The sequence below is a fragment of the Streptococcus mitis genome (genome assembly GCF_946188685.1).
In the GTDB taxonomy this organism is placed as follows: domain Bacteria; phylum Bacillota; class Bacilli; order Lactobacillales; family Streptococcaceae; genus Streptococcus; species Streptococcus mitis_CC.
Genome location: NZ_CAMHWH010000006.1, coordinates 1 through 20,396, shown reverse-complemented (window position 1 = coordinate 20,396; position 20,396 = coordinate 1). Strand labels below are relative to the sequence as shown.

Here is a 20,396-nt window from a genome sequence, read left to right as displayed (position 1 = left end):
GAGGTTTTTATGTCATTTCTATCAAAAAATGGAGCAGGCATCTTGTCCTGCCTTCTCATTTCCATCCTATCTTGGTACTTAGGAGGATTCTTCCCTGTTATTGGCGCGCCTGTCTTTGCAATTTTCATAGGCATGCTTCTCCATCCCTTTCTCTCGCCTTATAAACAACTGGATGCGGGATTGACCTTTAGTTCTAAAAAATTGCTCCAGTATGCCGTTATCTTGCTTGGTTTTGGTCTCAATATCTCGCAGGTCTTCGCAGTTGGGCAATCTTCACTCCCTGTCATCCTTTCCACCATTTCAATAGCCTTGATTGTTGCCTACCTCTTCCAGCGCTTCTTTGCACTGGACACAAAACTGGCTACCTTGATTGGAGTAGGTTCTTCCATCTGTGGGGGCTCTGCCATTGCAGCGACAGCGCCCGTTATCCATGCCAAGGAAAAGGAAGTAGCCCAAGCCATCTCCGTTATCTTTTTCTTCAATGTCTTGGCTGCGCTCATCTTTCCAACGCTAGGTACCTGGCTTCATCTATCCAATGAAGGCTTCGCCCTCTTTGCAGGAACTGCGGTCAATGACACTTCCTCTGTAACGGCTACCGCCAGCTCTTGGGACAGTCTTTACCAGACCAATACCCTTGAGTCTGCAACCATTGTGAAACTCACGCGCACCTTAGCAATCATTCCTATTACGCTCTTTCTCTCCTACTGGCAAAGTCGCGAGCAAAAAAATAAGCAAGGTTTGCAACTGAAAAAAGTCTTCCCACTTTTTATCCTTTACTTTATCCTCGCATCTCTCCTAACCACCCTCCTGACCTCTCTCGGTGTGTCCAGTAGTTTCTTTACCCCTCTCAAACAACTCTCCAAATTCCTCATTATCATGGCCATGAGTGCTATCGGTCTCAAAACCAATCTAGTAGCTATGGTCAAATCCAGCGGAAAATCAATTCTTCTTGGAGCCCTTTGCTGGATTGCCATCATCCTCACCAGCCTTGGCATGCAAGCATTGATTGGTATTTTCTAACACAAAAGGTAGCCCACCAGCTACCTTTTTCTTATGCTTCCTCAATCAAGCGTGTATGTTCTCTCTTAATACAACGATTCATCACGATGTCATCACATCCACCAGCACGCAAGATTTCTTCCGCTTCTAGACTTTCAAGTCCTAGCTGTGCCCAAAAAATCTTGGCGTCAGCTTTGAGAAAATCACGCGCCACATCAGGCAAAAACTCGCTGCGACGGTAAACATTGACAATATCTACAGGAAAAGGAATCTCAGCTAGACTAGCATAAGCCTTTTCACCCAATATTTCGCCACCTGCCACCTTGGGATTGACTGGGATGATTTTATAACCCCGAGCCTGCATTTCCTTGGTCACTCGATTGCTAGTTGTTTCCTCACGGTCAGACAAGCCCACCACAGCAAGGGTTTTACTCGTTGCGAGATACTGACGAATCACGCCATCACTTGGATTAATAAATTCTTGACTCATAGAAATCCTCCTTTTTCATCAGTATAGCACAATTTGAAAAGGCTTGCATAATTCTACTACAAAAAGGAGGACTAGCCCCCTTTTTATTTAGCCTCGTACCAGGTTGCCCCTTCATTTTCATCTGCGATAAGGGGAACACTGAGTTGAATGGCTTCTTCCATGGTTTGTTTGACCAATTTTTTCATATCTGCCAGCTCCGATTTAGGAACTTCAAGGACGATTTCATCGTGCACTTGTAACAGCATCTTAGTCTGATAACCACCTGCAACCAAGGCTTTATCCAGCTGAATCATGGCAATCTTGAGAATATCTGCCGCCGACCCCTGGATAGGAGAGTTGATAGCTGTCCGCTCTGCAAAACCACGAATATTGAAGTTGCGCGAATTGATATCTGGCAACTCACGACGACGCTTGAAGAGGGTCTCTACATAGCCCTTATCACGCGCCTCACGCACCACTTCATCCATGTAGTTTTTAATACCTGGGAAGCGTTCAAAGTAGGTATCAATGTAGGCTTTGGCCTCCTTACGACTAATTCCCAAATTATTAGACAAACCAAAGTCTGAAATCCCGTAAACCACTCCAAAGTTAACGGCCTTGGCATTGCGACGGTCGTTTGCAGTCACATCCTCAGGACGCTCAATACCAAAGACACGCATGGCTGTCGAAGTATGGATATCTGCCCCCTCTTGGAAAGCCTTAATCAAGTGCTCATCATTAGAAATATGCGCTAAAACACGCAATTCAATCTGTGAATAATCCGAACTGAGCAACACACTATCCTCCCACTCGGGTACAAAAGCCTTACGAATGAGACGGCCTTGTTCCAATCGCACAGGAATATTTTGCAAGTTTGGATCCACACTAGACAGACGCCCAGTCTGGGTCAAATCCTGCACATAGCGAGTATGAATCTTGCCATCAGCCAAAATCCAGTCCTGCAAACCAATCACATAAGTCGATTGAATCTTGGCAATCTGACGGTAGTCGAGAATTTTCTTAACAATCGGCGCAATAGGAGCCAAGCGTTCCAAGACATCCACTGCTGTTGAATAACCTGTCTTGGTTTTCTTAGTGTATTCTAGAGGTAGCCCCAATTTTTCAAAGAGAAGCACGCCCAACTGCTTAGGCGAGTTAATATTAAACTCCTCACCAGCCAGTTCGTAAATCTCCTGAGTCAGTTTTTCAATAACAAGCTCATTTTCAGCCTGCATCTCAAGCAAGGTCTCTTTCTTGACCGTAATCCCAGCAATTTCCATCTTGGCAAGGACAAAAGCCAGAGGTTGCTCCATATCATAAAGAAGCTCTAATTGCCCATTTTCACTGAGTTTTTCAAGCAAAATAGGCTCAGTCTCAACCAAAACAGCAAGCTTACGCGCCAAATGTTCCAAGAATTTCTCGCGTTCAGGAATGGCCTTCTTGACTCCCTTACCATAGAAAGTCTCATCATCAACCAAGTAAGTCTGACCATAAAGACTAGCGATGGTCGCAATTTCATTGTCCTCCACAGTCGAAAGGAGATATTTAGCCAAACGACTGTCAAAAGCAGGCGCCTGCAAATCCACACCCAAACGATGCAAGAGAACTTTAGCTTTCTTAAAGTCATACACCCTCAAAGGTGTTTTTTCTAGAAAATCTTTGAAAATAGGCTCTTGCAAAAGTTCAAGCTTGTCTGTAGCATAGAGCTTATCCCCACAAGACCAAGCAAAACCAACCAAATCATCCGTATGGTAATTCTCACCAAAAAGCTCAAAGTGAAAGATAGCTTCTTCACTCAGCATATCTTGACTGACTTGCTCAACGATAGTAAAGTCCAAACTTTCAGCAACATCAGCTGACGACACATTTAAAGCCTGTTTGAGCTGTTTGAAGCCCATCTCATCGTAGAATTTCCCAAGACTTTCCACATCTGGACCACTATAAACCAAATCCTTCAACCCAATCTCAATCGGTGCCTTGGTATCAATGGTCGCCAGTGTTTTCGACAAAAAGGCCTGTTCCTTATCATTGATGAGATTGTCCTTCATCTTAGAAGCCTTCATCCCATCGATATTTTCATAAATTCCCTCAAGCGAGCCATGCTCCAGCAAGAGCTTGATACCCGTCTTTTCACCAATTTTGGTAACCCCAGGGATATTATCCGACTTATCACCCATGAGCGCCTTGAGATCGATAAACTGAGCCGGTGTAATGCTCATCTTTTCCATGAGATATTCTGGCGTAAAAGCCTCAAACTCAGCCACACCTTTCTTGGAAATTTCAACCACCGTATGCTCATCCGTCAGCTGAATCAAATCCTTGTCCCCACTGACAATGGTAATATCAAAACCATCCTGCTCTGCTAGTTTATCCAGTGTCCCAATAATGTCATCCGCCTCATACTGGGCCAACTCATAGTGACGAATCCCCATATGATCTAGCAACTCACGAATAAAAGGAAACTGCTCCCGAAACTCATCTGGAGTCTTAGCCCGACCTCCCTTATAGTCCGCATACATCTCAGTACGGAAGGTGGTCTTTCCCGCATCAAAGGCCACCAAAATATGACTAGGCTCAACCCGCTCCAATAAATGACTCAACATCAACTGGAAACCATAAATCGCATTGGTATGCAAACCAGCCGCATTCTTAAAACGGTCCAACTGCTGATAGAGGGCAAAAAACGCCCGAAAAGCAACAGAAGACCCATCAATCAATAATAATTTTTTCTTATCCATACACCCATTATAAAGGAAAGCACCAAAAAATACCATTGAGAAGAGCGATACCCAATATTTTTCACACTTTTTCCGAATAAATAGATAGAGCCAAAGAATCCAGTAAACCTAGATTTGAAAATGTGCTATAATGAAAGGAGAAAGAGTATGGCATTACGTCATCCGGGCATCAGCCCAACCAATGACTTGGTTGCTAAGAAAATTTTCAGCAATCCAGAAATCACTTGTCAATTTATCCGTGATATGCTGGACTTGCCAGCCAAAAATGTAACGATTTTGGAGGGAAGTAACATTCACGTATTACCCTCCATCCCTTATTCAGCGCAGGATTTCTATACCAGTATAGACGTCTTGGCAGAGTTGGACAATGGCACGCAGGTTATTATCGAAATCCAAGTTCATCATCAGAATTTTTTCATTAATCGCTTGTGGGCTTACCTGTGCAGTCAGGTCAATCAAAATCTTGAAAAAATCCGCCAACGTGAAGGTGATACCCACCAGAGTTACAAACACATCGCACCAGTATATGCTATCGCTATTGTGGACAGCAATTATTTCCAAGATGACTTGGCTTTCCATAGCTTTAGTATGCGCGAGGACACGAGAGGTGAGGTCTTAACCATCACTAATAACGGTCAAGAAAACCATCTAGTCAAGATGGCGTTCTTGGAATTAAAAAAATACAGAGAAACCAGCAAAGACAAGGTTCGCAAGCCCTGGTTGGAGTTTTTCGGCAACAAACCCTTTACCCAACAACCTGAGCGAGCTATCAGCCAAGCAGACCAACTGCTGGACTACAAGAGCTGGTCCGAGGAGGACAGGAAGATGTTTAGTGAACAACGCAGGCGTGAAGAACAAGCCTTGTTAGCGCATGACTATGCCTTGGAACAAGCTGAAGAAAAAGGATTAGAGCGTGGTCGAGCTGAGGGTATCGAAGAGGGATTAAAAGTAGGTTTAGTAAATCTAGTCCACCAAGGTCTTCTGACTCCCAAGGTTGCCAGCCAGCAATTAGGCATGACCGTGGCTGAGTTTGAGGAACTATTGAAAGAGCATCACAAATAAGAACTAAAAAGTACAGAGAAACCAGCAAAGACAAGGTTCGCAAACCGTGGTTGGAGTTTTTCGGGAACAAACCCTTTACCCAGCAACCCGAGCGAGCCATCAGCCAGGCAGACCAACTGCTGGACTACAAGAGCTGGTCCGAGGAGGACAGGAAGATGTTTAGTGAACTACGTATGCGTGAAGAACAAGCCTTGTTAGCACAGGATTATGCCTTGGAACAAGCTGAAGAAAAAGGCTTAGAGCGTGGGAAAGTTGAAGGAAGGGAAGAAGGGAAACTTTTTGCCTTCTTAGACATGGTTCGCCAAGGTATCCTGACTTCCGAGGTTGCCAGTCAGCAACTGGGCATGTCAGTTTCTGAGTTTGAGGCCTTGTTATAAGTTTATAAACATAAAAGTGAACAAAACTAAAACATCATTTTGTTCACTTTTTTCTTCTTTTCAACAGAACTCTCACTATAGCCCATATCACAAAAAGAGAAGGTCATAAATCCTTCTCTTTTATATCTTCAACTAATTAGTTTTTACGTTTTACAAATGGAAGGGCACCAAGGAGTAATCCTAGGAATCCTAATGATGCAACTGCTGCATTATCTTTACCACCAGTATTTGGAAGTTCTTTCTTATCTTCTGCTTTTGCAGCTGGGGCTTGGTAAGTGTTATCTTTGTTAGTAACTGCTACAGTTGGTGCAACTGCTGGTGTTGTAGCTGGAGCCTCTGCCGGTGTTGTAGCTGGAGTCCCTGCTGGTGTTGTAGCTGGAGCTTCTGCTGGTGTTGTAGCTGGAGTCCCTGCTGGTGTTGCAGCTGGAGTCCCTGCTGGTGTTGCAGCTGGAGTCCCTGCTGGTCTGTTAATAATATAACGATCACCTGGGTAAGGGCCACCATCATTTGGTAATTTAGGTTGCTCTGATTCAACATAAAGAGGAAGTTCTGGTTGTACAAGTGGTTCTACTCCATTTAATACAAGATCAAGTTCTTTTTCTGCCTCTGTTGTATCTTTTCCTTCAGCTTTTAATTTTGCAATATTACGTGTCGCCAAACGAACTTCTTCAGCTTCGCGATCTGCAACATATGAATAATAATCTTCATCTGCTTGATCCAATGCTTCCTCAGCATCTTTCAAATCTTGCTCAGCTTGTTTTAAAGTTTTCTCTGCTTCCTCTTTTGATTTAGGATCTTTTGCAGCTGCCAATTCCTCTTGAGCTGCTTTAACATTTTCTTTAGCTGATTCTACAGCTGCCTTAGCTTCTTCTCTGTTAGATTCAGCTTCTTTTTCATCATGATTAGCTGCAGCTAGTCTTTCTTCAGCATCTTTAACATCTGTTTTTTCTTCGTCTAAACGTTTGTTGATTTTATCTTGAGCATCAGCGTCAATCCCACCGTTTAATGGTTTAACTTCTGTTACTTCACCTGATTCGTTACGAACTAATTCAGCACCTGGGGCAGGTTTTGCATCTTTTACTTCTTGAGGTGCATAGTTTTCACCATATTTTCCTGCTTCTGCTTCATCTGATTCAGTCTTGCTAGCTTCTGCTAAATCTTTCAGTACATCTTCAGGTGTGATTTGTTTTTCATCAATAGCTTTTAATAAATCTTCTTTACCGATAGCTGCTTTAGCTTCTAAGATTGCTGCTTCTTTATCAGTAATTTTAGCATTTTCATTAATAGCTTTTTCAGCTTTTTTTTCTAAATCAGTGAAGTACTCAGCTACATCTTCTTTAGTTACAGCAGTTGAAGCTGCTTCTTCAGCCTTCACAACTGACGGGTGAGAAGCAAGGAAACCTGCTCCAAGAACTGCGACACTAGCCAAGCTAGCAGTAAGAAGTTTTTTCTTATCCATAAAGTATTTACCACCTTTAATATCTTTTTGCTGTCATTGTACCATTTTCTTTCGAAAAAATCAAGAAATAGAACTTCTATCAATAAAAAAGTAAGAGGAAATTCCTCTTACTTTCTGCATGATTCGTATTAGACCCATTCACCATTAGAATTAACAGTGTAACCATTGATAGTTGTACTTACTGCTAAGGCTCCTGATGAGTATGAGTAATACCATTTACCACCAACTTGGTACCAACCAGTCTTCATAGCACCTGATCCATCTAGATAATACCATGTTCCGCTTTGGTTTAGCCAACCTGTTTTCATAGCACCTGAGCTGTTGAGGTAGTACCATGTGCCACCTTGGTTCAACCAACCTGTCTGCATAGCACCTGAACCATTGAGATAATACCATACCCCATCAATTTTTTGCCAACCTGTTTGCATGACACCAGAAGCATCCAAGTAGTACCATGAGCCATCTTTAACCCAACCTGTCTTCATGTTATCTTCCGCATCATAATAGTACCATTTGCCATCCATTTTATTCCAACCTGGCTTGCTACTAGCACGATCCGCTAAACGATAAGTCACGCCGTCAATAGTGATAGAACCTGTTTTACGTTCACCTTCTGGAGTAAGGTAATGATAAGCACCATCACTATCTTTTACGAGACCAACTTTACGTTCTCCATCATTTGTAATATAGTACCATTTCTTATTTGTATCTTGAACGAGACCTGTTTTACGGCTACCGTCTGCCAATAAATAATACCACTTCTTATCAATCTGTTGAAGACCTGTTTGTTGAATCCCCTCTTTAACGTAGTAAATCTTCTCACCTTTTGCAATGATAGTAGTTGGTTTAGAACCATCATCAGTAATATAGTAATCCTTACCACCTTCATTGACCCAACCAGTTTTCTTCACACCATCTTCATCAAAGTAGTAGCGTTTATCTTTGAGTTCGAGGATGCCTGTTTTCATGACTCCTTTGTCATCAAAATAATAGATTTTTCCATCAACTTTTTGCCAACCTGTAGCCAAATTATTATTAATATAAAGTTGAGGTTTCCCATCAACAGTTAACCATTTGTACTCATTTTTTTGGTTAGTTGATGAGTTAGTATCAGAAGAATCTACATGGTCCGTATTATTTCTACCAGTACTATTTGTATTAACATATGTGTTATCATTTGAAGCTGGAGGTGTTGCACCAGCGTTTAAAGAAAACTCATGTACCCAAATGCCTCCATCTCTATAACTTTGTTTATAAGTTAAACCTGCCACATTCCCTGGTTCATCTGAGTATTTCTCAACATATTTAAAAGTCAATGGAATATTAGCACTATTTCTATATCTCCACTCTGTCTTACGAAAGTCTGCTGGATTAGGATTTTCATCCGTCTTTTGACTAGCGTAAACTGTTAGTTCATCTGAAATTGAAGCTAATAAAGTACTAGCTCCAAGTAATGTTACCCCTGCAACTCCCACTGCTAAGATATGTTTTGCTTTCATAAATTTACCTCTTTCTATTTAAACTTTTAAAATGATTTAAACCCACTCACCATTTGCATTTAGAATGTAGCCGTTAATCGTTGTATTTACTGCTAGAGCGCCTGAACTATAGGCATAATACCACTTGCCACCTGCTTGGAACCAACCAGTAACCAGAACACCAGAAGTATTTAGATAGTACCAAACACCATCTACTTTTGCCCAACCAGTAGCCATTGCACCATCGGAGTAGAGATAGTACCACTTACCACCTTGATTTAACCAGCCAGTCTGCATAGAGCCAGCGCTATTAAGATAGTACCATTTACCAGAGATAAACTTCCAACCAGTTTGCATACTACCATCTGCCGCTAAGTAATACCAGCTACCATCATTTACCCAGCCAGTCTTCTTCACACCGTCTTGATCAAAGAAATACCACTTATCAGCGATATATTGCCAACCTGTAAGTTTCTCTTCCACTTTTTCAGTTCCAGTAACACTATCGTCTTTTACAAACCAATGTTTACGAATTCCTTGGTCAATCTTAGTTTCTACAAAACGATAACCTTTAAATGTACCATGTTCAACTTCTTCAGCTTTTTTGGCAGCATTAGCAGGAAGAAAAACTTTTAATTCTCTACTAGTTCCATCTGATTCCATGACCAACCAAGAAGTCCCTTTGACTGTATCTTTAAATGGCTTTACAATATCAGGCTTTACAGAAAGGCCATCTACCTTATCTCCTGTTACAGTCACTGCTGGCTTAAAGTAATGCTTTAATACAGTTCCATCTATTGAAGAAGTATCAAATTGATACCCTGAAAAAGTACCTGGAGAAGATGTTTCAGGTTTTGATGAATCGTAAGATTGCGCATTCTTTAAAATCTTTTCCTTTCCATCTTCCTGTTTTGTGACCCAAACAACTGTCGTATACACATTCGTTTCCGAAGCTTTCACTTCAGTTACTCTAGCTCCAACAAGGGCAGTGCCTGCCAAGGATGCACCTAATAAAATTTTCAACACTTTTGATTTCATTGGAAACCTCCTATTATTTTTAACCATTATAATACTTATACAAGATAAATGCAAGAAAAAACAGGAGATAACTCTCCTGTTTTATATTTCATATATTAGGATTATACCCACTCACCGTTTGCGTTTACGTTGTAACCATCAACAGTTGTGTTTACTGAAAGGGCACCTGAACCGTTTACATGGTACCATTTACCAGAAACTTCAAACCATTGGCTAGCTTTCATAGCACCTGTTGATTCAAGGAAGTACCATTTACCACCATCTTGCAACCAACCAGTTTGCATAGCACCTGATTTGTTTAGGAAGTACCAAGTTCCGTTAACGTTTACCCAACCAGTTTGCATTACACCTTTATCGTTTAGGTAGTACCAGTTGCCGTCAACTTGTTTCCAACCTGTAACAGCTACAGCATTTTCGAAGTATTTCCAACCTTCAGCTGTTTGAGCCCAACCATATTGAGCAGCTGTAGTTGCGTTACCAATTTGTGCTGCACGATCATCAAGTTTGTATGGCAATACAATACGACCATTTGTGTACAATGAACCAGCATATTCGTTACCAGCTTCAACAGTAAATTCACCAACAAGTTCTACTGCTTCTTTAAAATCAGTAGCTGTTGCAGCAACACGATACTGAATCACTTCACCAGCTTTAAATACTGTTGGAAGTTCAGCATCACCTGATTGATTAGTTGTAGCAGTGAAGTATTCTGGTTTCTTTTCACCTGAAGCAGGTTTCAAGAAGAAATCAACTTCTACGTTTGGAACTGGACGTCCACCACCATCAACAACAGTTACACGAACATGACGGTTAAATCCATGTGCTGCGTCACGGTCGTAACGGATGTATTTAGATCCGATAGCAAAACCATAACCAAAACGGCTGTTTGTTGTTGAAGCATCTACACCTGAAATGTTGTGGTTAGGTTCAGTATTTCCACCATGATATGTGCTGAAAGAAGAACCGAAACGGCTATTTGTTGTGTCTTCTGCTGAAACAGCTTGTACAGCACCAAATGCTGCAAGAGCGACTGCGCTTGTCAATAAAACTTTTTTCATCGTTTTATCTCCTTTGTTTTTCTTTAAAATATTTTTTCGTAAGACTATCTTACTACCATACAGTATATAAATATTTGCAGGATTTGTCAAGGGTTTTCTTCGAGTTTTTAAAGTTTTTTCCTATTTTTAGAAAAAAAGGTGAAAAAACAACTTTGTGAGAGTGAATACGCTTAAAATATCCTATATTCAAGTGAAAATCTCACAAACTTTTAATCCTTGATTAAAATCATTCATATCTAATCCACATAGACAGTCGGACAGAACTCACTTCTATGGTATTATCCTATAACCCCTTCGAAATGTCAAGCAAAAATGACAAGTTTTTTGATAACAACTTGCCATTTTATAAACTTTCTACTATTTAAAATGTGACCTTATAGCAAGGCCTCAAACTCTGCGACCGTCATGCCTAATTGCTGACTGGCTACCTCTGGTGTCAGAAGATTTTGTCGAACCATATCTAGGAAAGCAAAGAGTTTTCCTTCTTCCCTTCCTTCAACTTTCCTACGCTCCAGTCCCTGTTCAATCCCCTCAGCACGGCCACGTTCAAGACCACGCTCTAAACCTTTTTCAATCCCCTCTGCCCTAGCTGTTTCCAAGGCATAGTCATGTGCTAACAAGGCTTGCTCTTCGCGCCTGCGTTGTTCACTAAACATTTTCCTGTCCTCCTCGGACCAGCTCTTATAGTCCAGCAGTTGGTCTGCCTGACTGATGGCTCGCTCGGGTTGTTGAGTAAAAGGTTTGTTCCCGAAAAACTCCAACCACGGCTTGCGAACCTTATCTTTGCTGGTTTCTCTATATTTTTTTAATTCCAAGAACGCCATCTTGACCAGATGATTTTCTTGTCCATTATTGGTTATGGTTAAAACCTCACCTGTCGTGTCCTCGCGCATACTAAAGCTATGAAAAGCCAAATCATCCGAGAAGTAATTGCTGTCCACGATAGCGATAGCATATACTGGTGCGATGTGTTTGTAACTCTGGTGTGTATCACCTTCTCGTTGACGAATTTTTTCGAGATTTTGATTGACCTGACTGCACAAGTAAGCCCATAAACGATTAATGAAAAAATTCTGATGATGCACCTGAATTTCAATGATTACTTGGGTGCCATTGTCCAACTCCGCCAAAACATCTATACTGGTATAGAAATCCTGCGCCGAGTAAGGTATGGAAGGCAAGACGTGAATATTACTTCCCTCCAAAATGGTCACATTTTTTGCTGGTAAATCCAGCATATCGCGGATAAATTGACAAGTGATTTCTGGGTTGCTAAAGATTTTCTTAGCAACCAAATCGTTGGTTGGGCTGATGCCCGGATGTCTTAGAATCATCCTTTTCCTCCTTTTATTATACCACAGTTTTAAATCTAGATTTGCTAGATTCTCTGGCTCTATCTATTTATTCGGAAAAGAGATGAAAAAACCTGAGAATCATCTCAGGCTTGGTCATTAAATCTTTTTCTCAATACTGAAAAGTGGAGAAAGTGGACGTTTTTCATGGATACGTACAATAGCATCCCCTAGGAGATGAGCGATTGAAATCTGCTCAATCTTATCAATCAAACGCTCTTCTGGGAGATAGATAGTATCCAAAACAACCAATTTCTTAATAGCTGAATTTTGGATATTGTCCATAGCGGGACCAGAAAGAACTGGGTGCGTACAGCTTGCATAGACTTCAACAGCACCAGCTTCTGCAAGGGCATCTGCCGCGTGACAAATCGTTCCAGCTGTATCAATCATATCATCAATCAAGATACAAGTCTTGCCTTCGACCTTACCGATGATGTTCATGACTTCACTAGTATTCATCTTATCAACGCTACGACGTTTATCAATGATAGCGATAGATGTTTTCAAAAATTCTGCCAACTTACGGGCACGAGTCACTCCTCCATGGTCTGGGCTGACAACCACATAGTCAGAACCAACCATGCCACGACGCTCAAAATAATCCGCAATCAGAGGAGCTCCCATCAAGTGATCCACAGGAATATCAAAGAATCCTTGAATCTGCGCAGCATGCAAGTCGATGGTCAATAAACGATCCACTCCAGCTACTTCAAGCATATTTGCGACAAGTTTTGAAGTGATTGGCTCACGCGCTCTCGCCTTTCTATCCTGACGTGCATACCCATAGTAAGGCATGACAACATTGACAGATTCTGCACTCGCACGCTTCAAAGCATCCACCATAATCAAAATTTCAAGCAGATTGTCATTTACAGGCGAGCTAGTTGATTGTAGGATAAAGACGTGTTTCCCACGGATTGATTCTTCGATGTTGACCTGAATCTCTCCATCTGAAAATTGGCGAACACTTGATTTCCCCAACTCTATCCCAATCTCCTGCGCCACACGTTCTGCCAATTCTTTATTAGAAGAAAGGGCAAACAGCTTTAAATCAGAAAAAGACATGATTTCCTCCGGTATATATGTATCGCTTGTGCTTTTCACAAGATTTTCCATCTACCATTGTAGCGCTTTTTGCACTATTTTTCAATCAAAAATAAAAGAAGGGCAGCATATTTGTACCCTTGCATCATTCTTTTGAAAAATATTCTAGTTCATCAACTCATTGTGTTTCTCAACAAAACGATAAGCCTGATAAAAACCATAGAGAGTAATAGCCATAACCACTGGAATCGCTAAAGGCAACTCTGTCTCTAATTCTACAAAAGGAGAGTTAAACAAGAAGTGAGTTCCCAAGGCTAAACCTAGGAAAATAACCCCCTCTTTCTTGCCAACCTTCTGTCCTTTATAAGCTCTGTAAAGCAAGTAAACACCCACTACAGCCAGACCTGAAAAAGTCCAGTGAGAGGCAATTCCTGAGATGATACGCTCCAAAATCCTTGAAATGGTAAAATCAAAGCCCTCTGGCAAATCTGTACGAATGTAGCCAATATCCTCAATCATTTGGAATCCCAAACCAGAAGCAATCCCAAGTAAAAACAAAGATTTTAATTTTCGCACAGGAACCAAAGCTAAAACAAAAACAAGTGGCAATAATTTCAAGGGTTCTTCTACCAAAGGAGCCACAATAGCACTTTCAAAGGCATTTAAAAATGCACTATCTGGGAAAAGAACCTCCAATAAATCATGGATATAGGTATTAGCAAAACTAGACAACCAGCCTGAAAGGAACATCCCACCCAATAAAGACAGAATCAAGGCCTTCTTGGGTAATTCCCATTTTTTCCCAATACGGAAAAGGAAATAAAGAGCCGGAATCATGTAAAAGAGAGCTAGAAAGATAGAAACTCCCATTAGTCCATATTCCGCACCTGACATCGAACCGTCCGTATAGTAGATGGTTTCATACTGCAAACCAATACATAGCAATAAAATAAAAATAAATAAAATACTGTTTTTCTTCATACACTTTCTTTCTAAATGAATTTTTTACAATTCTACGACTGTCATACTTCCTGTATCCACATCGTAAATAGCACCAGAGATAATGACATCATCTGGTATTAGGGGAGACTCGATAAGGAGTTGCATATCCTCGCGCACACTCTCCTCTATATTTTGGAAGGGCAAGAAGTCCTGGTCTGACACATCGACACCTAGTTCCTCTTTCAGATACTCCTGAAAAGAGCCATTTTCAAAAGTCTGAGCACCACAGTCTGTATGGTGTAACACCACAATCTCTCTTGTCCCCATCTGTTGCTGGGAAATAACCAGCGAACGAATCATGTCCTCAGTCACTCGACCACCTGCATTCCGCAAGATATGAGCATCCCCAAGTGCCAATCCCAAAGCTTGCGCCACGTGCAAACGTGAGTCCATACAGGTCACAATAGCCACTCTTGTTTTGGGTTTAAGTGGCAGATTTAACTGCCCATGTAGGGCAACATAAGCCTGATTGGCTTGCATAAACTGTTCAAAATACGACACGATTCCCTCCTCGAAAATTTGATAGTCAAATATTTCTCCTATCTTATCATTTTTAAGAGGATTTGTCACGGATTATGCAAAGACCTTTTTCAAAACTTCCTGAATCGTTGTCACGCCAATGACCTGAATTTCCATGGGTGGAGTGATTCCTGTCAAGGAATTTTTCGGTACATAGATTTTTGTAAAGCCCAGTTTAGCAGCTTCATTGATGCGTTGCTCGATACGATTCACGCGCCGAATTTCTCCAGTCAAACCCAGTTCTCCCACAAAACATTCCTGAGGGTTGGTTGGCTTGTCTTTATAGCTCGAAGCAATGGCAACTGCAACAGCTAAGTCAATGGCAGGTTCATCCAATTTGACACCTCCAGCAGATTTGAGATAGGCGTCCTGATTTTGCAAGAGAAGACCTGCACGCTTTTCCAAAACAGCCATAATCAAACTCGCACGATTAAAATCAAGTCCTGTCGTCGTACGCTTGGCATTTCCAAACATGGTCGGTGTTACCAAAGCCTGAACCTCCGCCAAAATCGGACGCGTCCCTTCCATAGTCACAACGATTGACGAACCAGTCGCCCCATCCAAACGCTCCTCTAGGAAAACTTGACTCGGATTGAGAACCTCAACCAAACCGCCCGACTGCATCTCAAAAATCCCAATCTCATTAGTGGAACCAAAACGATTTTTGACCGCCCTCAAAATACGGAAGGTATGGTGACGCTCCCCTTCAAAGTAAAGCACCGTATCTACCATATGCTCCAACATACGCGGACCAGCCAGAGTACCTTCCTTGGTCACATGTCCTACGATAAAGATGGCAATGTTATTAGTCTTGGCCAGCTGCATGAGCTCAGCAGTTACTTCACGCACCTGAGACACAGATCCTTGCACCCCTGAAATTTCAGGAGACATAATAGTCTGAATGGAGTCGATGATGAGAAAATCTGGCTGGATGCGCTCCACCTCTGCTCGAACACTCTGCATATTGGTCTCTGCATAGAGATAAAACTCACTATCAATATCACCTAAGCGCTCTGCACGTAGTTTAATCTGCTGGGCAGACTCCTCCCCACTGACATATAGAACTGTCCCCACTTGGGACAACTGGGTTGAGACTTGTAGGAGAAGGGTTGATTTCCCAATTCCAGGATCCCCACCTATGAGTACGAGACTTCCTGGTACCACTCCGCCTCCAAGTACACGGTTGAATTCCTCCATCTCCGTCTTGGTTCGATTGACATTGATGGAGGTCACTTCAGCCAGTTTCATGGGCTTGGTTTTCTCACCTGTCAAGGACACACGCGCATTCTTGATCTCGGCAACCTCAACCTCTTCTACAAAAGAAGACCAAGACCCACAGTTGGGGCAACGTCCCAAATATTTAGGGGAATTATACCCACAATTTTGACATACAAATGTCGCTTTTTTCTTTGCGATGATAAACCTCTTTCTATATCTCTAACTCACACTCAATCACTTGGCAAAAATCAATCTTCTCATTTGGCACAAACTGGCGCATGAGCATGTTGTGAGTTACCACTATCACAGTCTGATAATCTCGATACTTAGCCATGCAGCCTAGAAAACGAGACTTCATCTCCGTAGCTGTCTCATATTGAATAGTACTATTAGGAAGTAACTCCCCCTTATTTTCCAGAAATATAGTACGAGCTTTTTCAAAATTATCTGTGCCACTTTCATAGACCTGCCATTCATGCAATAATGGCTCCACTCTCAAAGGAAGCCCAGTAACACAAGCCACATAAGAAGCCGTTTCTAAAGCTCTTGTGACTGCAGAAGATATGATTATTTCAGCTGAAGGGAATAAAGGATTGGTGCTCAGTTTCTGGGATTGTTGCCGTCCCTTCTCAGACAAGGGTGCCAAATCTATCCCAAATCCCGTATAAGAATGTTCCTCTAACTCACTATAATCTGGCTCCCCGTGACGTACAAAGATAATCTTCATCTTAGTGTCCAGTTGACCCAAAACCACCAGTTCGCACACCATCAGCTGCATCTCCATCTGCAATTAAGAAAGGAGCAAAGACAGCCTGGACCACACGTTCCCCAACTTCGAGAATCACTTCTTGGTCTGTGATATTCTTCATCTGCGCAAAAATATGCCCTTCATTTCCAGGATTTCCATAATAATCTCCATCAATGACACCCACAGAGTTAATCAAGACCAAGCCCTTCTTACGAGGATTTGAAGAGCGATCATAAAGGTAAAGAACCTCAGTCGGCTGCATATAAGCCTTAACCCCTGTCGGAACCAAGACAATCTCTCCTGGCGCAATAACTGTACGCACAGCAACCTTTAAGTCGTAACCAGCCGCATGCGCTGTCTCACGCTTTGGCAATAAATTCTCATCTGTAAAAGTCGAAACCAATTCAAAACCACGAATTTTCATATTCTTCTCTTTTCTATTATTATTTATTCTAGATTATTCTATCTTATTTATTCGGAAAAAGCACGAAAAAAAAGAGCACACAATTCAAATCGCTTAGGGCTGCTGGATTCCTCCCCTGACCCGCTTCACGCAGAATTGTTGCTCCACTATTTATTATATCACATTCCTATTCATTTTAAAAGCAAAATTATTTTTTCCGTCTATTTCTAAAAAAGTCCTGCATAATAGCTGCACATTCATCCTCCAAAATTCCCGTTTCAACCTCCACACGATGATTGAGACGCTCATCTGTCAAGATATCGTACAAACTCCCAGCAGCGCCAAATTTCTGGTTTTTAGCCCCATAGACCACGTTTGGAATACGGGCAAGTCCAATCGCCCCACTACACATGACACACGGCTCAATGGTCACAAAAAGCGTACAATCCAGCAAGCGCCAGCTCTCCTCACTCAGGTTCGCATTCTCTATGGCCATAATCTCCGCATGCATAACCGCTCGTTGCAACTCCTCACGCGCATTATGCCCACGACCAATGATTTCTCCGTCCTTGACAATCACACAACCAATTGGGATTTCATCGTGTTCAAGAGCAATCTCAGCCTCTCTCAAAGCTTCCCTCATGAAGCTTTCTTTTTCTTCAACTGTATAATTCATCAATTTCCCTTTTCCTACTTGTCAGTTTTATTATTATATCATGAATCCCAACACAAAAAAAGCCACCGAATGCGGTGACTTTATAGGGAGATTATTATGAAAAAGAAAAGTTTAGGATATTTGTTACAACAAGTTAGGAGGTCTTCTTGTAACTGTCTATAGTATACCCGACCTATCTTAAACAAATCTTAAAAATCTCTTAGGACCAAACACTTTCTAAAATATTTGTTTGTTCACGACCAGGACCTACTGAGAAAGTAGAAATACGAACGCCAACCAATTCGCTCACACGACGAACATAGTTACGCGCATTCTCAGGAAGATCTTCCAAATTACGAACTCCAGTGATATCTTCTGACCAACCTGGCAACTCTTCATAGATAGGCTTGCAACGTTTCAATTGCTCAAGACTAGCTGGATAGTAGTCAATACGTTGACCATCAAGATCATAGGCCACACAGATTTTCACAGTATCTAAACCACTCAAAACATCGATAGAGTTCAATGAAAGATTAGTAATACCAGAAACACGACGACTATGACGCATCACAACTGAATCAAACCATCCCACACGTCGTGGACGACCAGTTGTTGTACCATATTCATGACCTACTTCACGGATACGTTCTCCCACTTCATCAAACAACTCAGTTGGGAAAGGACCGTCTCCTACACGACTCGTATAGGCTTTACATACACCAACAACCTTATCAATCTTACTTGGACCAACACCAGAACCAATGGTCACACCACCAGCCACAGGGTTTGATGACGTAACAAATGGATAAGTACCTTGGTCGATATCTAGCATAACACCTTGTGCACCTTCAAAAAGCACACGTTTACCATTATCAAGCGCATCATTCAAGATAACAGATGTGTCTGTCACATATTTCTTGATTTGTTGACCATATTCGTAATACTCTTCAAAAATATCATCGAAATCAATCGCTTTACTGTCATACAATTTTTCAAAAAGACGATTCTTTTCAGCAAGGTTACGTTCTAAACGCTCACGGAAAATATCTTTATCCAAAAGATCTGCGATACGAATCCCAACACGAGCAGCCTTGTCCATATAAGCTGGACCAATTCCCTTAATTGTAGTCCCAATCTTATTGTCGCCCTTAGCTTCTTCTTGCAAACGGTCTAACTCGATATGATAAGGCAAAATGACATGCGCGCGATCAGAAATACGCAAGTTATCAGTTGTAACACCTTCCTCATGAAGATAGCTCAACTCTTTTACAAGAGATTTAGGATTTACAACCATACCATTTCCAATAACAGAGATTTTTTCAGGGAAGAAAATTCCAGATGGAATCAAGTGCAACTTAAATTTCTTACCATCAATCACAATCGTGTGACCTGCATTATCACCACCTTGGTAACGTGCAATCACTTCTGCATTCGCTGAAAGGAAGTCTGTAATCTTCCCTTTACCTTCATCACCCCATTGGGTACCTACAACAACAACTGAAGTCATAATCTTGTCTGAGCCCTCAGGCTCTTCCTTTCTCACATACATGGCAGGACTCTCACCTGCAATTATATCTTACAATTTATTATAAGAAAAAATCGCCTTTTTATCAAGAAGAAACAATAGAAAGATTTGCTATTTCCAACTATTAAAAAATGTTTTAGAAAAATTACCAGCTATTTATTGTTATATTGCCATAAAAAAGTAAGTTTGTTCGGAAATTAACTCATATTATCTCAACAAGCAACAAAACCTTGTTTCATTATCAATTTTTCAAGATACAAACGATAAGCAACACGATAATGGTAAACAATAAAATCCCGATGATTCCCAATGCTATATCGGAAAAGATAATAAATCAAAAATTTAAAATGAACATGTTCCCAGTCCCAACTATCACCAAAGAAAGTAGCATACTCTTCTTCGATACTGTTATAGAAATCTGTCATCTGATCATAAATACTTTGTAGCATAAATATATACTCCTTTTCTTTTTATGACCTTATTCTAACAAAAAATTATAAACAGTTATTATTAAATCCTGAATTGCTCAAATACTAACCTCAAAAAGATAATAAATAGGAAAAGTTGACAGAATAGGAAGAAATCTACTACCTAAATTTCAAAAATTAAGATAATGGAAGCGGAAGGATTCGAATCCCTCGAAGGAGCGTATTTACAGTCCGCCACGTTTAGCCTCTTCGATACCCTCGATTAAAGTCCTAAAAAGATCTCCCTGCTCGAAAACGGAGGGCTCTGAAACTTTACTCAGCAAAAAATATCGGCTCTATAATATTTGTAGTGGGTAAATCCCCTATGTATATTATGGAGCCTATTTTGTTGTAGAAAAAAAGTCCCATAAGATCTATAATGAAAAGTGACCAAACAACTCATTAGAAAGATTCATATGGAACAATTACATTTTATCACAAAACTACTAGACATTAAAGACCCTAATATCCAAATTATGGATGTTGTTAATATAGATACCCACAAAGAAATCATTGCTAAACTAAATTGTGAGGCCCCATCTTGTCCTGATTGCGGAAGTCTAATGACACGAGATAGATTATAAATTACATAACAAAAAAGAGGCCTAAACCTCTTTTTCTTAACTACTCCGCCAGTAGGACTCGAACCTACGACATCATGATTAACAGTCATGCGCTACTACCAACTGAGCTATGGCGGATTAAAGCTAAGCGACTTCCATATCTCACAGGGGGCAACCCCCAACTACTTCCGGCGTTCTAGGGCTTAACTTCTGTGTTCG

The 20,396-nt window shown here is 41.2% G+C and carries 18 protein-coding genes, 1 tRNA gene, 1 other RNA gene and 2 pseudogenes; 4 read left to right on the top strand and 18 right to left on the bottom strand.

Features of this window, described 5'->3' with window-relative positions; all coding sequences use genetic code 11:
- The first annotated feature begins 9 nt into the window (after positions 1–9).
- The gene (locus tag N8N51_RS06705; RefSeq protein WP_261050338.1) at positions 10–1,020 is read left to right on the top strand and encodes a YeiH family protein; all 1,011 of its coding nucleotides are present in this window, start codon (positions 10–12) and stop codon (positions 1,018–1,020) included.
- A gap of 31 nt (positions 1,021–1,051) precedes the next feature.
- Here N8N51_RS06705 and N8N51_RS06700 read toward each other — a convergent pair whose 3' ends face one another.
- Both N8N51_RS06700 and polA read right to left on the bottom strand, forming a co-directional pair.
- Positions 1,052–1,489, bottom strand: coding sequence for a CoA-binding protein (locus N8N51_RS06700; protein ID WP_000076488.1), 438 nt, complete (start codon positions 1,487–1,489; stop codon positions 1,052–1,054).
- A gap of 83 nt (positions 1,490–1,572) precedes the next feature.
- On the bottom strand, positions 1,573–4,206 hold the full coding sequence (polA, locus tag N8N51_RS06695; protein ID WP_261057376.1) for a DNA polymerase I: 2,634 nt from the start codon (positions 4,204–4,206) through the stop codon (positions 1,573–1,575).
- A 147-nt stretch (positions 4,207–4,353) separates the two neighbouring features.
- Between polA and N8N51_RS06690 the strand changes: the two genes are divergently transcribed.
- Both N8N51_RS06690 and N8N51_RS06685 read left to right on the top strand, forming a co-directional pair.
- Positions 4,354–5,268: an Rpn family recombination-promoting nuclease/putative transposase gene (locus N8N51_RS06690; RefSeq protein WP_125444050.1), complete on the top strand. Its 915-nt coding sequence runs from the start codon at positions 4,354–4,356 to the stop codon at positions 5,266–5,268.
- Positions 5,265–5,645: pseudogene (locus tag N8N51_RS06685) on the top strand (Rpn family recombination-promoting nuclease/putative transposase); the annotation flags it as partial. The gene N8N51_RS06690 and the pseudogene N8N51_RS06685, both read left to right, overlap by 4 nt.
- Before the next feature lie 136 nt (positions 5,646–5,781).
- Here N8N51_RS06685 and N8N51_RS06680 read toward each other — a convergent pair.
- From N8N51_RS06680 to comW, 15 genes are all read right to left on the bottom strand, one after another.
- On the bottom strand, positions 5,782–7,104 hold the full coding sequence (locus tag N8N51_RS06680) for an LPXTG cell wall anchor domain-containing protein (protein ID WP_125455077.1): 1,323 nt from the start codon (positions 7,102–7,104) through the stop codon (positions 5,782–5,784).
- A 128-nt stretch (positions 7,105–7,232) separates the two neighbouring features.
- The gene (locus tag N8N51_RS06675) at positions 7,233–8,603 is read right to left on the bottom strand and encodes a hypothetical protein (RefSeq protein WP_084925946.1); all 1,371 of its coding nucleotides are present in this window, start codon (positions 8,601–8,603) and stop codon (positions 7,233–7,235) included.
- Positions 8,604–8,639: 36 nt separating this feature from the next.
- On the bottom strand, positions 8,640–9,620 hold the full coding sequence (locus tag N8N51_RS10480; RefSeq protein WP_275655541.1) for a hypothetical protein: 981 nt from the start codon (positions 9,618–9,620) through the stop codon (positions 8,640–8,642).
- A gap of 101 nt (positions 9,621–9,721) precedes the next feature.
- Complete coding sequence (locus N8N51_RS10565) at positions 9,722–10,678, bottom strand: Ig-like domain-containing protein (RefSeq protein ID WP_084926042.1); 957 nt, start codon at positions 10,676–10,678, stop codon at positions 9,722–9,724.
- Between the two features lie 374 nt (positions 10,679–11,052).
- The gene (locus N8N51_RS06660) at positions 11,053–12,012 is read right to left on the bottom strand and encodes an Rpn family recombination-promoting nuclease/putative transposase (protein ID WP_261103854.1); all 960 of its coding nucleotides are present in this window, start codon (positions 12,010–12,012) and stop codon (positions 11,053–11,055) included.
- 117 nt (positions 12,013–12,129) lie between these two features.
- Entirely contained in the window at positions 12,130–13,098 is a 969-nt protein-coding gene (locus N8N51_RS06655) for a ribose-phosphate diphosphokinase (RefSeq protein ID WP_000010160.1), read from the bottom strand.
- A gap of 144 nt (positions 13,099–13,242) precedes the next feature.
- A complete protein-coding gene (locus tag N8N51_RS06650) occupies positions 13,243–14,058 on the bottom strand; it encodes a PrsW family intramembrane metalloprotease (protein WP_125444043.1) in 816 nt (271 codons plus the stop codon).
- Between the two features lie 24 nt (positions 14,059–14,082).
- Positions 14,083–14,580, bottom strand: a complete 498-nt coding sequence (locus N8N51_RS06645; protein WP_084925939.1) for a beta-class carbonic anhydrase — start codon at positions 14,578–14,580, stop codon at positions 14,083–14,085.
- 72 nt (positions 14,581–14,652) lie between these two features.
- Positions 14,653–16,014: a DNA repair protein RadA gene (gene radA, locus N8N51_RS06640; protein ID WP_084925937.1), complete on the bottom strand. Its 1,362-nt coding sequence runs from the start codon at positions 16,012–16,014 to the stop codon at positions 14,653–14,655.
- 13 nt (positions 16,015–16,027) lie between these two features.
- Positions 16,028–16,585, bottom strand: a complete 558-nt coding sequence (locus N8N51_RS06635) for a histidine phosphatase family protein (RefSeq protein ID WP_185757759.1) — start codon at positions 16,583–16,585, stop codon at positions 16,028–16,030.
- Positions 16,545–16,988 (bottom strand): dUTP diphosphatase, encoded by a 444-nt coding sequence (locus N8N51_RS06630; protein ID WP_084925933.1) that lies wholly within the window; start codon positions 16,986–16,988, stop codon positions 16,545–16,547. The genes N8N51_RS06635 and N8N51_RS06630 overlap by 41 nt, the downstream gene beginning before the upstream one ends.
- A 59-nt stretch (positions 16,989–17,047) precedes the next feature.
- An RNA gene (gene ffs / locus N8N51_RS06625) (signal recognition particle sRNA small type) lies at positions 17,048–17,143 on the bottom strand.
- Between the two features lie 32 nt (positions 17,144–17,175).
- Positions 17,176–17,643: a tRNA adenosine(34) deaminase TadA gene (gene tadA / locus N8N51_RS06620; protein ID WP_084925931.1), complete on the bottom strand. Its 468-nt coding sequence runs from the start codon at positions 17,641–17,643 to the stop codon at positions 17,176–17,178.
- 199 nt (positions 17,644–17,842) lie between these two features.
- Positions 17,843–19,129: an adenylosuccinate synthase gene (locus tag N8N51_RS06615; protein WP_004237599.1), complete on the bottom strand. Its 1,287-nt coding sequence runs from the start codon at positions 19,127–19,129 to the stop codon at positions 17,843–17,845.
- Between the two features lie 230 nt (positions 19,130–19,359).
- Positions 19,360–19,596, bottom strand: a complete 237-nt coding sequence (comW, locus tag N8N51_RS06610; RefSeq protein WP_125455075.1) for a sigma(X)-activator ComW — start codon at positions 19,594–19,596, stop codon at positions 19,360–19,362.
- Positions 19,597–20,030: 434 nt separating this feature from the next.
- On the opposite strand from comW, the pseudogene N8N51_RS06605 reads away from it, so the two are divergent.
- A pseudogene (locus tag N8N51_RS06605) lies at positions 20,031–20,186 on the top strand (ISL3 family transposase); the annotation flags it as partial.
- A gap of 55 nt (positions 20,187–20,241) precedes the next feature.
- Here N8N51_RS06605 and N8N51_RS06600 read toward each other — a convergent pair.
- Positions 20,242–20,315 (bottom strand) — tRNA-Asn (locus N8N51_RS06600).
- Positions 20,316–20,396: the final 81 nt, after the last annotated feature.

What these genes read in the sequence shown, in the direction of transcription:
- N8N51_RS06615 (WP_004237599.1), bottom strand. Translation starts at nt 19,129, where the DNA reads ATGACTTCAGTTGTTGTTGTAGGTACCCAATGGGGTGATGAAGGTAAA.
- N8N51_RS06690 (WP_125444050.1), top strand. Translation starts at nt 4,354, where the DNA reads ATGGCATTACGTCATCCGGGCATCAGCCCAACCAATGACTTGGTTGCT.
- N8N51_RS06700 (WP_000076488.1), bottom strand. Translation starts at nt 1,489, where the DNA reads ATGAGTCAAGAATTTATTAATCCAAGTGATGGCGTGATTCGTCAGTAT.
- N8N51_RS10480 (WP_275655541.1), bottom strand. Translation starts at nt 9,620, where the DNA reads ATGAAATCAAAAGTGTTGAAAATTTTATTAGGTGCATCCTTGGCAGGC.
- N8N51_RS06635 (WP_185757759.1), bottom strand. Translation starts at nt 16,585, where the DNA reads ATGGTGTGCGAACTGGTGGTTTTGGGTCAACTGGACACTAAGATGAAG.
- N8N51_RS06630 (WP_084925933.1), bottom strand. Translation starts at nt 16,988, where the DNA reads ATGAAAATTCGTGGTTTTGAATTGGTTTCGACTTTTACAGATGAGAAT.
- N8N51_RS06675 (WP_084925946.1), bottom strand. Translation starts at nt 8,603, where the DNA reads ATGAAAGCAAAACATATCTTAGCAGTGGGAGTTGCAGGGGTAACATTA.
- N8N51_RS10565 (WP_084926042.1), bottom strand. Translation starts at nt 10,678, where the DNA reads ATGAAAAAAGTTTTATTGACAAGCGCAGTCGCTCTTGCAGCATTTGGT.
- polA (WP_261057376.1), bottom strand. Translation starts at nt 4,206, where the DNA reads ATGGATAAGAAAAAATTATTATTGATTGATGGGTCTTCTGTTGCTTTT.
- N8N51_RS06680 (WP_125455077.1), bottom strand. Translation starts at nt 7,104, where the DNA reads ATGGATAAGAAAAAACTTCTTACTGCTAGCTTGGCTAGTGTCGCAGTT.
- comW (WP_125455075.1), bottom strand. Translation starts at nt 19,596, where the DNA reads ATGCTACAAAGTATTTATGATCAGATGACAGATTTCTATAACAGTATC.
- N8N51_RS06660 (WP_261103854.1), bottom strand. Translation starts at nt 12,012, where the DNA reads ATGATTCTAAGACATCCGGGCATCAGCCCAACCAACGATTTGGTTGCT.
- N8N51_RS06705 (WP_261050338.1), top strand. Translation starts at nt 10, where the DNA reads ATGTCATTTCTATCAAAAAATGGAGCAGGCATCTTGTCCTGCCTTCTC.
- N8N51_RS06650 (WP_125444043.1), bottom strand. Translation starts at nt 14,058, where the DNA reads ATGAAGAAAAACAGTATTTTATTTATTTTTATTTTATTGCTATGTATT.
- N8N51_RS06655 (WP_000010160.1), bottom strand. Translation starts at nt 13,098, where the DNA reads ATGTCTTTTTCTGATTTAAAGCTGTTTGCCCTTTCTTCTAATAAAGAA.
- tadA (WP_084925931.1), bottom strand. Translation starts at nt 17,643, where the DNA reads ATGAATTATACAGTTGAAGAAAAAGAAAGCTTCATGAGGGAAGCTTTG.